This is a genomic window from Lysinimonas soli (genome assembly GCF_042655435.1).
Lineage (GTDB): Bacteria > Actinomycetota > Actinomycetes > Actinomycetales > Microbacteriaceae > Lysinimonas > Lysinimonas soli.
This window is the reverse complement of the sequence record NZ_JBHSMG010000002.1, coordinates 1-15,008: the sequence shown is the minus strand read 5'-3', so window position 1 is coordinate 15,008 and position 15,008 is coordinate 1. Positions and strand designations below refer to the sequence as shown.

15 protein-coding genes and 3 tRNA genes are annotated in these 15,008 nt (G+C 71.6%); 13 read left to right on the top strand and 5 right to left on the bottom strand.

The genetic code is table 11. The annotated features are described in order from the left end of the window. Positions 1 to 13 precede the first annotated feature (13 nt). The 3 genes from ACFPJ4_RS07610 to ACFPJ4_RS07600 all read right to left on the bottom strand — a co-directional run bounded on the left by ACFPJ4_RS07610 (position 14) and on the right by ACFPJ4_RS07600 (position 350). Positions 14 to 86: transfer RNA gene (locus ACFPJ4_RS07610), tRNA-Phe, on the bottom strand. 74 nt (positions 87 to 160) lie between these two features. Next, positions 161 to 234, bottom strand: a tRNA-Asp gene (locus ACFPJ4_RS07605). A gap of 40 nt (positions 235 to 274) precedes the next feature. Next, positions 275 to 350, bottom strand: a tRNA-Glu gene (locus ACFPJ4_RS07600). A gap of 331 nt (positions 351 to 681) precedes the next feature. On the opposite strand from ACFPJ4_RS07600, the gene ACFPJ4_RS07595 reads away from it, so the two are divergent. Continuing rightward, a complete protein-coding gene (locus tag ACFPJ4_RS07595) occupies positions 682 to 1,893 on the top strand; it encodes a M23 family metallopeptidase (RefSeq protein WP_386739804.1) in 1,212 nt (403 codons plus the stop codon). Between the two features lie 90 nt (positions 1,894 to 1,983). Beyond that, on the top strand, positions 1,984 to 3,150 hold the full coding sequence (locus ACFPJ4_RS07590) for a C40 family peptidase (RefSeq protein WP_386739803.1): 1,167 nt from the start codon (positions 1,984 to 1,986) through the stop codon (positions 3,148 to 3,150). A 35-nt stretch (positions 3,151 to 3,185) separates the two neighbouring features. Here ACFPJ4_RS07590 and ACFPJ4_RS07585 read toward each other — a convergent pair whose 3' ends face one another. Together ACFPJ4_RS07585 and ppa are read right to left on the bottom strand one after the other, a co-directional pair. Then, on the bottom strand, positions 3,186 to 4,322 hold the full coding sequence (locus tag ACFPJ4_RS07585) for a glycerate kinase (protein WP_386739802.1): 1,137 nt from the start codon (positions 4,320 to 4,322) through the stop codon (positions 3,186 to 3,188). Between the two features lie 167 nt (positions 4,323 to 4,489). After that, positions 4,490 to 4,984 carry an inorganic diphosphatase gene (gene ppa / locus ACFPJ4_RS07580; protein WP_386739801.1) on the bottom strand — a complete coding sequence of 165 codons (495 nt, stop codon included), beginning with the start codon at positions 4,982 to 4,984 and terminating at the stop codon, positions 4,490 to 4,492. Between the two features lie 59 nt (positions 4,985 to 5,043). Between ppa and tilS the strand changes: the two genes are divergently transcribed. The 11 genes from tilS to ACFPJ4_RS07525 all read left to right on the top strand — a co-directional run bounded on the left by tilS (position 5,044) and on the right by ACFPJ4_RS07525 (position 14,471). After that, positions 5,044 to 6,093: a tRNA lysidine(34) synthetase TilS gene (gene tilS, locus ACFPJ4_RS07575; RefSeq protein WP_386739800.1), complete on the top strand. Its 1,050-nt coding sequence runs from the start codon at positions 5,044 to 5,046 to the stop codon at positions 6,091 to 6,093. After that, complete coding sequence (gene hpt, locus ACFPJ4_RS07570; RefSeq protein WP_386739799.1) at positions 6,080 to 6,631, top strand: hypoxanthine phosphoribosyltransferase; 552 nt, start codon at positions 6,080 to 6,082, stop codon at positions 6,629 to 6,631. Before tilS ends, hpt begins: the two co-directional genes overlap by 14 nt. A gap of 107 nt (positions 6,632 to 6,738) precedes the next feature. Beyond that, positions 6,739 to 8,757, top strand: coding sequence for an ATP-dependent zinc metalloprotease FtsH (ftsH, locus tag ACFPJ4_RS07565; protein ID WP_386739798.1), 2,019 nt, complete (start codon positions 6,739 to 6,741; stop codon positions 8,755 to 8,757). Positions 8,758 to 8,767: 10 nt separating this feature from the next. After that, positions 8,768 to 9,367 carry a GTP cyclohydrolase I gene (gene folE, locus ACFPJ4_RS07560; protein ID WP_386740612.1) on the top strand — a complete coding sequence of 200 codons (600 nt, stop codon included), beginning with the start codon at positions 8,768 to 8,770 and terminating at the stop codon, positions 9,365 to 9,367. Further along, entirely contained in the window at positions 9,364 to 10,179 is an 816-nt protein-coding gene (gene folP, locus ACFPJ4_RS07555) for a dihydropteroate synthase (protein WP_386739797.1), read from the top strand. Before folE ends, folP begins: the two co-directional genes overlap by 4 nt. Beyond that, on the top strand, positions 10,176 to 10,547 hold the full coding sequence (gene folB / locus ACFPJ4_RS07550) for a dihydroneopterin aldolase (RefSeq protein WP_386739796.1): 372 nt from the start codon (positions 10,176 to 10,178) through the stop codon (positions 10,545 to 10,547). The genes folP and folB overlap by 4 nt, the downstream gene beginning before the upstream one ends. Further along, a complete protein-coding gene (folK, locus tag ACFPJ4_RS07545) occupies positions 10,544 to 11,035 on the top strand; it encodes a 2-amino-4-hydroxy-6-hydroxymethyldihydropteridine diphosphokinase (RefSeq protein ID WP_386739795.1) in 492 nt (163 codons plus the stop codon). Before folB ends, folK begins: the two co-directional genes overlap by 4 nt. Then, positions 11,032 to 11,514, top strand: coding sequence for a DUF3180 domain-containing protein (locus ACFPJ4_RS07540; protein ID WP_386739794.1), 483 nt, complete (start codon positions 11,032 to 11,034; stop codon positions 11,512 to 11,514). The genes folK and ACFPJ4_RS07540 overlap by 4 nt, the downstream gene beginning before the upstream one ends. Positions 11,515 to 11,591: 77 nt before the next feature. After that, positions 11,592 to 12,089: a PH domain-containing protein gene (locus tag ACFPJ4_RS07535; protein WP_386740611.1), complete on the top strand. Its 498-nt coding sequence runs from the start codon at positions 11,592 to 11,594 to the stop codon at positions 12,087 to 12,089. 7 nt (positions 12,090 to 12,096) lie between these two features. Further along, complete coding sequence (locus tag ACFPJ4_RS07530; RefSeq protein WP_386739793.1) at positions 12,097 to 13,692, top strand: PH domain-containing protein; 1,596 nt, start codon at positions 12,097 to 12,099, stop codon at positions 13,690 to 13,692. Beyond that, a complete protein-coding gene (locus ACFPJ4_RS07525; RefSeq protein ID WP_386739792.1) occupies positions 13,689 to 14,471 on the top strand; it encodes a DUF2520 domain-containing protein in 783 nt (260 codons plus the stop codon). Before ACFPJ4_RS07530 ends, ACFPJ4_RS07525 begins: the two co-directional genes overlap by 4 nt. Positions 14,472 to 15,008 lie beyond the last annotated feature (537 nt).

Here is a 15,008-nt window from a genome sequence, read left to right as displayed (position 1 = left end):
GGGGCTTTTTCGGTGGCTCCGACGGGCGTCGATCCCGTGACCTCACGATTTTCAGTCGTGCGCTCTACCAACTGAGCTACAGAGCCTCGAGGGCCGCTCTTGGGAGAGCAGACCCCTGATGGTGAAAGAGCCCTTCCTCGCGGAAGGGCTCTGACATCCGCGACCCTGACGGGACTTGAACCCGCGACCTCCGCCGTGACAGGGCGGCACGCTAACCAACTGCGCTACAGGGCCATGCTTGTTGAGTTGTGCGGTTTTTCATCTTGCCTGGCGGTGGTGACCCCAACGGGATTCGAACCCGTGCTGCCGCCGTGAAAGGGCGGTGTCCTAGGCCACTAAACGATGGGGCCGTGACGGATTACCGCAGAGCAACCGAGGGTCAAGCATACGGGCGCCGGGGCCGAAACGCCAATCCCGGCGGTTGTGCCGAAACGGCCGAATGAACCGGGTGCGGGCGACGGCGCAGGTTAGGTTCAACTCGATGTCGAAGGTTGGCGCCTGCGGGCGCGGTGGCCGTCGTCGACGCGGGCCCTGGTCGAATCCCAGGCCTGTTGCTAGTGTGAACAGTGTTATCTGTGTGACTCGTGTGGTTTCGGCCGTGCCGTCGCAGATTGCGGGGAGATCATGACCGTTCGGTGGGGGCGCGCGTCGGCGCGCGCGACGACGAGGCTGCGCGCCCGGATGACGCGAACCCGCGTCGTCGCGACGGTCGTCGCCTTGGGCATGCTGCCGGTCTCGGTACTGGCGGGCGCGATCACTGCGCCGAGCTACGCGGCGACGAGCACCGACGCGAACGGCGATGTCACCTGGGAGGACGTCGCTGCGGCGCAGGCCAGCGTCGATGCGACCCAGGCCCTCGTCAACCAGATCAAGGGCAAGCTCGCGCAGCTCCAGGCCGACGTTGCACGCACGCAGGCCGACGCCACGGCCAAGGGCGATGCCTATGGCAAGGCGCAGGACGCCTTCGACCAGAAGCAGGTCGTCGTACAGGCTCTGCAGGCGCAGGCCGACGCCGCGAAGAAGAAGGCCGACGCGGCGATCAAGCAGGCGGGGCAGCTGATCGCCCAGATGAGCAAGACCGGCGGCGCCAGTGACTTCACCGCCGTGCTGCTCGGCAACTCCGGCAAGGCGGCGTCGCTGCTCGACCGGATGAGCACCGCGGGCCAGATCACCGACCGCTCGGCTCAGATCTACGCCAACGCCCTGCAGGCGCAGAAGAGCGCGCAATCGCTGACCGACGCGGCCGACCGGGCCAAGGTCATCCTCGCGCAGCTCAAGGACGCCGCGCAGGCCGCCTTCGCGACCGCGCAGACGGCCGCCGAAGCCGCCGCCACGGCGTTGCAGCAGCAGCAGGATCAGCAGGCGCAGCTGCAGGCCAAGCTCACCGTGCTCCAGGAGAAGCGCGCGGCGACCCTGGCCGACTACAACGCCCAGATGCTCGCCAAGTGGGGTCCGGGCGCCGCGGGCGTCGTCAGCGCCTCCGGCTGGGCCAACCCGGCCAACGGCTACCTGGGCGACCGTTTCGGCATGCGATTCCACCCGATCTACCACTACTGGAAGCTGCACTCGGGGCAGGACATCTCGGGCACCGGCTGCGGGGCGAACATCTACGCCGCGCATTCGGGGACCGTGATCTACGCCGGCCCGAACGGCGACCTCGGCAACTTCATCGAGCTCGACAACGGCGGCGGAATCACGACGGGCTATGGACATATCGTCAACGGCGGTATTCTGGTCAGGGTCGGGCAGCACGTGGGGCCTGGCCAGAACATCGCGAAGGTGGGGTCGACCGGGGGGTCGACCGGGTGTCACCTTCACTTCATGGTTCGGATCAACGGTGCACTCACCGATCCGCTGCCGTTCATGCGTGATCGGGGGGTCACTCTTGGCTAGTCAATTCGTGAGCGAGTCGTTCCGCTGATGTTCGATCGCAGACGCCCCAGGGGGGCGGCGGCTGCTGTCGCGTCCGCAGGAATCGCCATCGTGACCGCTCTCGGCCTCGTGGCCGGGTCGCCGACGCTCGCCTTCGCGGCGAAGACCGACTACCCCAGCTGGCAGGATGTGCAGGCCGCGAAGGCCAACCAGGCGGCCAAGCAGGCCGAGATCACCAAGATCCAGGGCATCCTGAACGGGCTCGAGGCCCAGGCCGCCGCGCTTGGCAAAGTCGCCCTCGAGAAGGGCGAGCTGTACAACCAGGCCCGCGATGCGCTCGACGCCGCGACCAAGAAGACCGACAGGCTGAAGAGCCAGGCGGATGCCGCCCAGGCCAAAGCCGACAAGTCGGCCAGGCGCGCCTCGGCCCTCATCGCCCAGCTCGCGCAGACCGGAGGCGGCAACATCACGCTCGGCGTGCTGTTCGGCTCCGCCAGCCAGGCCGACCAGCTGCTCGCCAACCTCGGCACGGCCAGCCGATTGAGCGAGACCTCGGTGCAGCTGCTCAAGAAGGCCCAGTTCGACAAGAACACCGCGTCGTCGCTCGTCGCGAGTGCGAAGGTCGCTGAGAAGCAGCGCGTCGCGCTCGCCGGGGACGCCCAGACCGCGCTCGATGCGGCGCAGAAGGCGTCCGACGCCGCGCAGTCGCAGCTCGCGCAGCAGCAGGCGGCGCAGTCGACCATGTACGCGCAGCTCGCGAGCTTGAAGAACACCACGGCCAGCATCGAGCAGCAGTACGAGGCCGGCGTGGCGTGGGAGGCCGCGCAGAACGCGAAGTCGACGCCGCCCTCGGCGCCTGTGATCAACCCGAACCCCTCGGCGCCGGTCGCCGGAGCCGTGGCGGGGGCCATCGCATTCGCCAAGGCCCAGCTCGGCAAACCGTACGTGCTCGGGGGCGCCGGGCCGAGCACCTGGGACTGCTCGGGTTTGACCCTGGTCAGCTACCAGGTCGTCGGGGTCTACATCGGAACGCACTCGGCCACCAACCAGTACAACTACATGGCCTCGCACGGCAGGCTGGTGAACATCAACCAGCTGCAGGCGGGCGACCTGTTGTACTACTCCGACGGCGGCTCGACCACCGCGTCGAAGTACCACACGACCATCTACATCGGCGGGGGTCAGATGATCGAGGCCCCGTACCCGGGCGTGACGGTGCGGATCAAGCCGGTGCGCTACGGCGACCTCGTGCCGTACGCGGGGCGTCCGACGGGCTGAGCGCACGGGCCTCAGCCGGCGTGCGGGTCGCGTCGTCAGCCGAGCGCGCGTGCCGCCTCGACGCCGGCGGCGAACAACCAGCGGCCGGGATCGTCCATTGCGGCGTCGGGAGATCCGGCGAGGTCGCTCAGGCTCGCCGACCAGACCCGGCGCCCCGCGGGGGTCACCGGGTCGGCGTCGAGCATCCCGGCGATGACGGCGGCGCGGGCGTCGCCCACGTCCGCGAGCGCCAGGGCGTTGCCGACGACCTTGCCGGTGCTGGAGGTGGCGTCGAAGCGGCCCTCGCCGGTGATCACGACATCCGCGGATGCCGCTGCCGCGGCGAACCCGGTCAGCCGCGCGATGGCCGCCGACCCGGCTTCGATCCCGGCTCCCCAGGCCGCGAGAAGCCCGTAGCCCGTTCCGCCGGCCGCCCCCGCCCCCTCGGCGCCCGCCCAGGGCGACGCGCCGCCGTCCACCCCGAGGGCGAACTGCAGCAGGGCCGCGTAGCGGGCCAGCGCGGCGTCGAGTTGGGCCACCTGCTCGGGACTCGCCCCCTTCTGCGGTCCGAAGACCGCGGCGGCCCCGGTGGAGCCGAGCAACGGTGCGGTGACGTCGCTGAGCAGCCGCACCCCGCCGGGTGGGGGAGTCCGAAGGCGCGAGGCGTCGATCGAGACGACCCGGGCGAGGCCGCCTCCGCCGTCGGGCACCGGTGCCCCGTCGGCGTCGAGCAGCTCGAGTCCGAGCGCGCGGAGCGCCCCCGCACCGCCGTCGGTCGATGCGGAGCCGCCCAGACCGATGACGAGAGCAGAGGCGCCGGCGTCGAGCGCCGCCGCGATCACCTCGCCGAGGCCGCGAGTCGTGGCGCCCATCGGGTCGAGGGCATCCATCAGGGGGAGGCCCGCCATCTGGGCGAGCTCGACGACCGCCGTGCCGTCCGGCAGCTCCAGCCAATGGCCCTCGGTGGGACGACCGTCCGGACCGGTGACCGGCCCGGCGTCGCGCAGCAGGCTTCCCGGCACGGCGGTGGCGATCGCGTCGAGGGTGCCCTCACCGCCATCCGCCTGCGGAAGCAGGATCAGTTCGTCCTCGGGGCGCCGGGCACGCCATCCGCTCCCGATCGCCTCGGCGGCCGCCGACGCGTCGAAGCTGCCCTTGAACGAGTCGGGGGCGATCACCACGCGGAGGGTCACGGTCAGAAGACTAGGCTTCCTCGCCGACCGCCGCACATGGGCGGTGCCGAATCGAGCGGATCGTGATCGGAAGCCCTACTGCTACCGCCCTTGCCGCTTCGCGGGCAGAAGATCTCCTTGATTCGGCACGGTGCCGGGTGATCTCGGAGACCGACGGGCCCCTGGGGCTAGTGCCCCGCGGGGGGAACGTAGGCCTCGAGGCCGGCGGCGATCACGGCTTCCGCCTCGGCGACGTCGCCCCAGCCCTCGGTCTTGACCCACTTGCCGGGCTCGAGGTCCTTGTAGTGCTCGAAGAAGTGCTCGATCTCTTTGCGGGTGTACTCCGGGATGTCGGTGACGTCCTGGATGTGCGCCCACCGCGGGTCCTTCGCCGGCACCGCGATGATCTTCGCGTCGCTGCCGCCGTCGTCGGTCATGTTGAACACGCCGACCGGGCGCACCGTCACGCCCACGCCCGGGAACAGCGGGTAGTCGAGCAGCACGAGCACGTCGACCGGGTCGCCGTCGAGACCGAGGGTGTGCTCGAAGAAGCCGTAGTCGGTCGGGTAGACGAAGCTCGTGTAGAGCACGCGATCCAGAAAGACCCGGCCCGTCTCGTGGTCGACCTCGTACTTGTTGCGGCTGCCCTTGGGGATCTCGATGATCGCGGCGTAGTCGGCCATGGCTGGGGGTTCTCCTCGGGGCTTTCCGGCGGGGTCGGATGACGCAATAACGTTAGCCGATGCCTGATCGCCCCCGACTGACCCCCGCGATCGCCGAGCTGCGGCGGGCCACCCGCGCGGCCCTCGACGGTCTCTCGCCGGACGCGCTCGTGCTCGTCGCCCTGAGCGGCGGCTCCGATTCGCTCGCGCTCGCCGCCGCACTCGCCTTCGAGGCGCCGCGAGGCGGCTGGCGCGGCGGCGCCCTGATCGTCGACCACGGGCTGCAGAACGGCTCGGCGGATGTCGCGGCGCGAGCCGCGCAGCAGGCCACCGCCCTCGGACTCGCGCCCGTCCGGGTCGAGCGCGTGTGGGTCGGCGGCGGGCACGTCGGCAGTGGACACGGCGGCAGCGGACACGGCGGCCCCGAGGCCGCGGCCCGCCTCGCCCGCTACGCCGCGCTGGAGCGGGCGGCATCCGACCTCGAGGCGTCCGTTGTCCTGCTGGCCCACACGCTCGACGACCAGGCCGAGACCGTGCTGCTCGGGCTCGCCCGGGGCAGCGGCGCCGCGAGCCTGCAGGGGATGCCGGCCGAGCGGCCCATGGCCACCGGCGGGAGCTTCCGTCGGCCGCTGCTCGGCGTCCGGCGCGCGACGACCGTGCAGGCGTGCGCCGACGCCGGGCTCGAGCCGTGGCTCGACCCCCACAACGCCGATCCCGGATTCACCCGGGTGCGTGTGCGGCAGACCGTGCTGCCGGTGCTCGAGGCCGAGCTCGGGCCCGGCGTCGCGGAGGCCCTCGCCCGTACCGCCGAGCAGCTGCGCGAAGACGCGGCGGCACTCGACACCTTCGCGGCCGAGGTCGCCGAAGACCTGGCCGAGCACTCCGAGGCGGGCCTCGCGCTGCCTGTCGACGCTCTGGCCGCCAACCCGCCGGCACTGCGTCAGCGGATCATCCGCCTGGTGGTCTCGGCCGAGTTCGGAGTGGCGCTCAGCCGGGCGCAGACCCTCGACGTGGCCCGACTGGTCACCGACTGGCACGGTCAGACCGGGCTGGATCTGCCCGGCGTTAGGGTGGTGCGGCGGGGCGGGAAGCTCCGCTTCGAGGCGAGAGGCGCAGATGGAACCGCATGACGTCGACGGAGATCTCGAGGAGATCCTCTACACCGAGGCGCAGCTGCAGGCGCGGATCGCCGAGCTCTCGCGGCAGATCGAGATCGACTACGCCGGTCGCGATCTGCTGCTCGTCGGCGTGCTCCGCGGTGCCGTCATGGTCATGGCCGACCTGGCTCGCGAGCTCCGGCGCGACGTCGAGATGGACTGGATGGCGGTGAGCTCCTACGGCAGCAGCACCGAGTCGAGTGGTGTCGTCCGCATCATCAAAGACCTCGACACCGAGCTGCAGGGCCGGCACGTGCTCATCGTCGAGGACATCGTCGACTCGGGCCTGACCCTCTCGTGGCTGAAGGCCAACCTCGAGAGCCGCAACCCGGCATCCCTCGAGATCTGCGCCCTGCTGCGCAAACCCGAGGCCGAGAAGGTGCACATCGACGCGAAATACGTCGGCTACGACATTCCGAACGCCTTCGTCGTGGGCTACGGCCTCGACTACGCCGAGCGCTACCGCAACCTGCGCGCGGTGGCCGTCCTGGCCCCCCACGTCTACAGCTGAAACCAGCCGATATGCCGGAGGCGAACATCCAGACGCCGCCAAGGACACGCACGATAGCCTGGCAGTCACGTTTCTGAGGGAGGATCGGGCGAGACGCCCGAGCGACTATGGACTTCAAGCGCATACTTCGCGGGCCACTGGTGTACATCGTTCTGGGTGCGCTCGCGCTCTGGATCGGCTTCAGCCTGATCAGCAGTGCCGGGTCGCGCCAGATCACCACCGAGGAGGGATTCTCCCTGCTCGACGGCAACACCGTGAAGTCCGTCACGATCAACGACAGCGAGCAGCGCGTCGACCTCTCCCTCAAGTCGGCGTACACCGACGCGAGCGGCCAGAACCTCGGCCAGTCGGTGCAGTTCAACTACGTCGCGGCCCGGGCGACCGATGTCGTCAAGGCCGTGGACACCTCCAAGGCCAAGTACAACGACGTTCCCCCGACGAACAACTGGTTCCTGAGCCTGATCAGCATCCTCGGGCCGGTGCTGCTGATCGGCGTCTTCGCCTGGTTCCTGCTCTCGAGCATGCAGGGCGGCGGCAACCGCGTGATGCAGTTCGGCAAGTCGAAGGCGAAACTCGTCTCGAAGGAGAGCCCCAAGGTGACTTTCGCGGATGTCGCGGGCGCCGACGAGGCCGTCGAAGAGCTGGAAGAGATCAAGGACTTTTTGAAGGACCCGGCGCGATTCCAGGCGGTCGGGGCCCGCATCCCGAAGGGCGTACTGCTCTACGGCCCTCCCGGAACGGGCAAGACGCTGCTCGCGCGCGCCGTGGCCGGCGAGGCGGGCGTGCCGTTCTACTCCATCTCGGGGTCGGACTTCGTCGAGATGTTCGTCGGCGTCGGCGCGAGCCGTGTGCGTGACCTCTTCGAGCAAGCCAAGCAGAACGCGCCCGCCATCATCTTCGTCGACGAGATCGACGCCGTCGGCCGGCACCGCGGTGCGGGTCTGGGCGGCGGCCACGACGAGCGCGAGCAGACCCTCAACCAGCTGCTGGTCGAGATGGACGGCTTCGACGTCAAGACCAACGTGATCCTGATCGCGGCGACCAACCGCCCCGACATCCTCGACCCGGCTCTGCTGCGGCCCGGCCGCTTCGACCGCCAGGTCGGCGTGGACGCGCCCGACCTGAAGGGGCGCGAGAAGATCCTGACGGTGCACGCCAAGGGCAAGCCCATGGCCAAGGGCGTCGACCTCGAGGTGCTTGCCCGCAAGACGCCCGGCTTCACGGGTGCCGACCTGGCGAACGTGCTCAACGAGGCCGCGTTGCTCACGGCACGCAGCAACGCGCAACTGATCGACAACCGCGCCCTCGACGAGGCCGTCGACCGCGTCATGGCCGGCCCGCAGCGCCGCACCCGCCTGATGAACGAGAAGGAGAAGCTCATCACGGCGTACCACGAGGGCGGCCACGCGCTCGCGGCGGCCTCGATGCGGCACACCGACCCGGTCACCAAGGTCACGATCCTGCCGCGCGGCCGCGCCCTCGGTTACACGATGGTGCTGCCGCTGGAAGACAAGTACTCGGTGACGCGCAACGAGCTGCTCGATCAGCTGGCCTACGCGATGGGCGGCCGCGTCGCCGAGGAGCTCGTGTTCCACGACCCGACGACCGGGGCATCCAACGACATCGAGAAGGCGACCAGCATCGCCCGCAAGATGGTGACCGAGTACGGCATGAGCGCCGCGATCGGCTCGGTCAAGCTGGGCCAGTCGCAGGGCGAGGTCTTCCTCGGTCGCGACATGGGTCACCAGCGCGACTACTCCGAAGAGATCGCCGAGAAGGTCGACAACGAGGTGCGGCTGCTCATCGAGCAGGCCCACGACGAGGCGTTCCAGGTGCTCAACGAGAACCGCGACATCCTCGACGAGCTGGCCAGGCAGCTCATCGAGAAGGAGACGCTCGACCACAATCAGCTCGCCGTGATCTTCAGCGACGTGAAGCGGCTGCCCGAGCGTCCGCAGTGGTTGTCGAGCGATCGGCGTCCGATCAGCGACGTGCCGCCCATCAAGATCGCCGCGAAGGCGGCGGTCGACGAGGGTGCCGTGGATGGCGGGATCGATTCGGCGCCGCCGTCGCGGCCCAAGCGCACCCCGCGCCCGCGCAAGACCCCAGGTATCGCGACCGCCTAGGAGGGCCGTGATCGACTCCGGACGCATCGAGGCGGCCGTGGCCGAGCTCCTCGCCGCGATCGGCGAGGATGTCTCGCGGCCCGGCCTGGTGGCGACCCCCGGGCGGGTCGCCGAGGCCTACGCGGAGTTCTTCTCCGGGCTCGACCGCGACCCCCTGGCGCCGCTGCTCGACGCGAGCGAGTTCCTCGCCGCGCCGGGTCAACTCGGCGAACTGGTGCTCGTGCGCGACATCGCCTTCCGCTCGATCTGCGAGCATCACCTGCTGCCGTTCACGGGGGTCGCGCACGTCGCGTACCTGCCGGGATCCCGCATCGTCGGCCTCGGACGGCTCGCCCAGGTGGTTGAGATCCTCGCTGCCCGCCCGCAGCTGCAGGAGCGGCTCGGCGAGGAGGTCGCGTCGACTCTCGAGAGCGGCCTCGATCCACGCGGCGTCCTCGTCGTGCTCGATGCCCGCCACGGCTGCGTGACGGCCCGCGGAACGCGGCAGGTCGACAGCACGACGGTCACGGTCGCAAGCCGCGGGGCGCTCGCCGATCCGATCGCGCGCGCCGAGGCGATGAGCCTGATCGGCACGGGCGCGGCGGCTCGCCCGGAGGGGGTCGCCTCATGACCGCCCGTCCGGTCGCGCCCCAGATCATGGGCGTGCTCAACGTCACCCCCGACTCGTTCAGCGATGGCGGGCGGTACGCCGACGTCGACGCGGCCGTCGCCCACGCGGTCGCCCTCGTCGAGCAGGGCGCGAGCATCGTCGACGTGGGGGGCGAGTCCACCCGCCCGGGCGCGACTCCGGTCGAGCCGAAGGCCGAGAAGCGCCGTGTGATCCCGGTGGTCCGGGAACTGGTGAGCCGCGGCATCCCGGTGAGCATCGACACCAAGCACGCCTCGACCGCCCTCGCCGCCGTCGACGCCGGCGCGCAGATCATCAACGACGTCTCGGGCGGCCTCGCCGACGGGGCCATGGCGCGGGCGGTCGCCGACACCGGGGTGCACTACGTCGTCATGCACTGGCGCGAGGGCGGCGCCGACGCCAAGCCGGAGTACCGGAACGTCGTCGCCGAGGTGCGCCGCGAACTCAAGAGCCGCATCGCGCGCCTCGTCGTCGAGGGCGTGCGACCCGAGCAGATCGTCGTCGACCCGGGCCTCGGCTTCGGCAAGACCGCCGAGCAGAACTGGCGCCTGCTGGGTCACCTCGAGCAGCTGTCGTCGCTGGGTCACGGCGTGCTGATCGGGGCGTCGCGCAAGCGGTTCCTCGCCGAACTGCTGCCCGACGGGGCGCCGACGAGCGATCGGGATGCTCCCACCGCCGTGATCAGCGCGCTCGCCGCCGCATCCGGAGCCTGGGCGGTTCGGGTGCACGACGTCGCGTCAACCCGCCTGGCGCTCGACGTGTGGACGCGCTGGCAGTCCGGAGCGCGCCCGTGAGCGCCCTCGACCGCATCACCCTCACCGGCGTGCGGGCCACCGGCTTCCACGGCGTGCTCGAGCACGAGCGCGTCGAGGGGCAGCCGTTCGTGATCGACGTGGTCGTGCACCTCTCGCTCGCCGACGCCGGTGCAGGTGACGACCTCGCAGCCACCGTGCACTACGGGGTGCTGGCCGAGGCGATCGTCGCCGCCGTCGAGCGCGATCCGGTCGACCTCATCGAGACCCTGGCCGAGCGCATCGCCGCGATCGTGCTCGAGCATCGGCGGGTGCACTCGGTGGAGGTCACCGTGCACAAGCCGAACGCGCCCATCACGGTGCCGTTCGAAGATGTCAGTGTCACGATCGTCAGGGAGCGGCAGCCATGAGTGTGACCAAACGCCTCATCGCGTCCCCGGCCGTGATCGCGCTCGGAGCGAATCTCGGCGACCGTCGCGCGACCCTGCTCGCAGCGACGCGCGAGCTCGCCGACGCGCCCGGAGTCGAGCTCACCGCGATCTCGAGCGTCGTCGAGACCCCGGCCGTGCGGCCGGGCGGGGTCGACCACGACGCCCCCGCCTACCTCAACGCGGTCGCGCTCGTCACCACCACGCTCACCCCGGATGCCCTGCTCGACCTCCTCGGCACGATCGAACAGGCGCATGGCCGCGTCCGTGCCGAGCGCTGGGGTGACCGCACCCTCGACCTCGACATCGTGGACTTCGCCGGGATGGTCAGCAGCACCGAGCGGCTGACGCTGCCGCATCCGCGCGCCGCGGAGCGCGACTTCGTGCTGAAGCCGTGGCTCGAGGTGGACCCGGATGCCGTGCTGCCCGGCCACGGCCGCGTCGCCGACCTCGTGGAGGCCCTGCCGTGAAGCACACCCGTCCGGGCCCGCTCGTCGCTCTCGGGGTCATCGGCACGGTGCTCGGGTTCCTCTCCCAGCTCGCGCTGGCCGCCGCGGGCCTGCCGAAGGTGCGGCCCGAATACAGCTTCGCGATCACCCTGGCGGCGATCGCGGTGCTGATCGTCGTCCTGGCCGTTCCGGTGTACCGCGCCACCCACGGACCGGTGCGACGGCGGATCGACGCCTTCTACGCCATGCGGGTCGTCGTGCTGGCCAAGGCGTCGAGCCTGACCGGCGCCCTGCTCTCGGGGGTGGGTCTCGGCTTCACGATCGACCTGCTCATCCGGTCGAACTCCACGACGGCCGACTTCGTGCTGCGCATCCTGGCCTCGTTCGGGGCCGCGATCCTGCTGCTCGTCGCGGGCCTCGTCGCCGAGTTCCTCTGCCGGGTACCGCCGCAGAACGACGAGGATCACGCCGACCACGACCCGGCGCACGCGCAGCCATGAGCGGTTCCGCGCCCGGCCCCACGGCCGCGCCGTCGCCGAGCCCGGGTACCGTTGAGGTCGTGAGCGACACTCCGGCCATGCCCGCAACGCCGCGCGGCGCACTCGACCCCGTTCCCGGGCAGTGGCGGCGGGTCTCGCCCCGTTTCGTCTGGGTCGACCTGGTCGGCTCGATCCTCGGCACCCTCGCGCTCACCGCGGCCGCCGCCGTCCCGTTCTGGATCGCACAGCTACCGGCCCTGCTCGCCTTGCCCGGCGTCGTGCTCGCGATCGGGATCGTGGTCATCGCCTTCACCCCGCGCCGGGTGCGCGCGATCGGGTATCTGCTGCGCGACGACGACTTCCTGGTGCGGCGCGGGATCATGTTCCAGCGATTCGCTGCTGTTCCCTACGGCCGCATGCAGCTCGTCGACATCAACCGCGGGCCCCTCGATCGCGCCATGGGGCTCGCCGAGCTGAAGCTCGTCACGGCCGCATCGGCGAGCAACGTGGCAGTCCCGGGTCTACCGATGGCCGACGCCGAAGAGCTTCGCGACCGGCTCGTCGACCTGGCTGAGAGCCGCCGGGCCGGCCTATGAGGCGTCGATGACGATCGCGAGCGTCGCCGAGGACCTCGCCGACGGCGAGTGGCATCGGCTGCACCCGGCTACGCCTCTGCTGCGCGGCGGGTTCGCCTTCGTCGCGATCGCGGGATTCGTGCTGGCGAACCTGCGCGAGCGCATCTTCGAGTTCTTCGTCGGGGGCGGTCCGCAGTACGGCGGCGACCCGATCGACATCATCGTGCGCCGCGGGCTCATCCCGATCGCGCTGCTGGTCGTGCTGGGCGTGCTCGTCGTGATCATCGTCATGTTCTGGCTGTCGTGGCGGGTGCACAGCTTCCGCATCACCGACGAGCTCGTCGAGGTGCGCAGCGGCATCCTGTTCCGCACCAATCGGCGCGGGCGACTCGACCGCATCCAGGGCATCAACGTCGGTCGGCCGCTCTTCGCCCGGCTCTTCGGTGCCGCGCGGCTCGACATCAACGTGGCCGGTCACGACGCCAACGTGCAACTGGCCTACCTCAGCGGGCGCAACGCCGACGCGCTGCGCCAGGTGATCCTGCAGCTCGCCTCGGGCACGGCCGCATCGGATGGCGCGGCCACCGCCCCCGAACACGACGGCACCCTCGCCGGCATCGTCGGCCAGCGGGCGAAGGAGTTCATCGCCCCCGAGCGGAACCCCGACCTCGCGCCGCCCGGCGCCGTCGTGACGATGCACCTCGGACGGCTGCTCGGCTCGACCGTGCTGCACGATCGCACGGTGATCTTCGTGCTGCTCGTGGTCGCCGGAGCGGTGCTGGCCAGCGTCGCGCACGTCTTCGTCGTGCTGTTCGTCGTCATCCCGGCCCTGTTCGGCATCGGCTCGCAGATCGTGCGCCGCTTCTCGCGCTCGCTGCGCTATTCGATCGCCGCGACGCCCGACGGCGTGCGCGTGGGCTACGGCCTGCTCTCGATGAACAACGAGACGCTGCCGCCCGGCCGTATCCACTCGGTCGAGATCAGTCAGCCGCTGCTCTGGCGTCCCGCGGACTGGTGGGAGGTGCGCATCAACCTCGCCGCGCACTCCGATCGCGCCGAGGGCGGGCGTCGCACCTCGACGATCCTGCCGGTCGGCAGCCGTGCCGAGGTCTTCCAGGTGCTCGAGCTCGTGCTGCCCGACCTCGTCGACGACGGGGCTGCGGCGCTGATCGAAGCGGGCCTGGCCCGATCCCGCCGCGACGACGGCTACCGGACCTCACCGCGTCGGGCCGCCGTGCTGCGCTGGTTCTCGTGGCGCCGCAACGGCTTCGCCCTCGAGCCGCAGGCCGTGCTGCTGCGCCGGGGGGCGATCTGGCGCTCGCTCGTCGTGGTGCCGACCGCGCGCATGCAGAGCGTCTCGGTGCACCAGGGGCCGCTGCTGCGGCTGCTGCGGCTCGCCGACGTGCACGTGCACACCGTGGCCGGGCCGATTCGCGCGACGCTCGGAGCCCTCGACGCCCAGGATGCCGCGCGCTTCTTCCGCGAGGTCGCGGCGAGCGGGATCGCGGCAGCCGCGGCCGACCGCAGTCACCGCTGGCGGGCATCCGGCGCCACGACGACGCCGCGACGCGCGCGCCCGAATCCGGCCGAGCTTCGACCGGGCGCGCTCGAGGCCGGCGCGTGAGCGACGCGCTCAACGACGCCCGCGCCGCGCGCCGCGACGGACGCCTCGGAATCGGCGTGGTCGGCGCGGGCCGGGTCGGGGCCGTCCTGGGGGCCGCGCTCGGCGGCGCGGGGCACGCGATCGTCGGCATCTCGACCCTCTCGGAGGCGGGGCGCGACCGTGCCGATGCGCTGCTGCCAGGGGTGCCGATCCTGTCGGTGCCCGAGCTGGTGGAACGCAGCGAACTCGTGCTGCTCGCGGTACCCGAGCCGGAGCTCGCCGCCCTCGTGGCGGGCCTCGCCGCGACCGGAGCGTGGCAGCCGGGCCAGCTCGTGGTGCACACGGCCCCGGGCGTGGGCATCTCGGTGCTGGCGCCGGCTCTCGCCGCGGGCGCGATCCCGCTGGCGATCCATCCCGCCATGGACTTCACGGGCACGAGCGTCGACCTGGTCCGCCTGCGTGAGAGCTGGTGCGTCGTGACGGCGCCGGCTCCCGTGCTGCCGATCGCGCAGGCGCTCGTCGTCGAGATGGGGGCGGAGCCGATCGTGGTCGCCGAGTCGGATCGCGCCGCCTACTCCGAGGCGATCGCGACGGCACGTGGCTTCTCGGCGGCGATCGTGGCGCAGGCGGCCGGGATGCTGCGCGACATCGGGGTGGAGCATCCGGGCCGCCTGCTCGGCCCCCTGGTGCGCTCGGCCGTCGAGAACGCGCTGAGCGCCGCCGAGTCCGGGCCGGCTCTCGACACGGGGATCGGACCCGACCTCGACGGCGCCCCAGGAGTCCGCCCGACTCCCGCCTGACCCCCGCGCTGCCCCTGCCCGCCCCCCCCCCGCGCTCCGCGCGCCCCGCTCCCGCCCCCCGCGCGCTCCGCGCGCCCCGCTCCCGCCCCTGCGAAACTCCCCAAATCGACGCTGCGGGGCGCCTCGAGGGTCGATTTGGGAAGTTTGGGTGGCGTTGGGGCAGGTCGCGGCGGGGCGGCGCGACCAGGGATGCTCCCGCCCGACGTCCTGAGGGTCGATTCGGGGAGTCTCGGCGGCACGGCGAGCTTGTCGCGGCCCGGTGTGGTGCGGCTCGGCCCTCGCGGCGCGCGGCCCGGTGCGGCGCGGCCCCCGCGGCGGGCGCGGCGCGCCCCGGCCCCGCGACGTGCGGGGGCGCAGCACGCCTCGCGCTCGCCCGCCTCGGCGCCGGCCGCGCACCCACCCGAGCCGCCCGCCGACGGCGCCCGCCGAGCCGCACCCCCGCCCGCCGACGGCGCCCGCCGAGCCGCACCGCCCCCGCACCTTGCGCGCGCCGCGACGCCCCCCCCCCCCGCCCCCGCGTCCGCCGAGCCGCCCGCC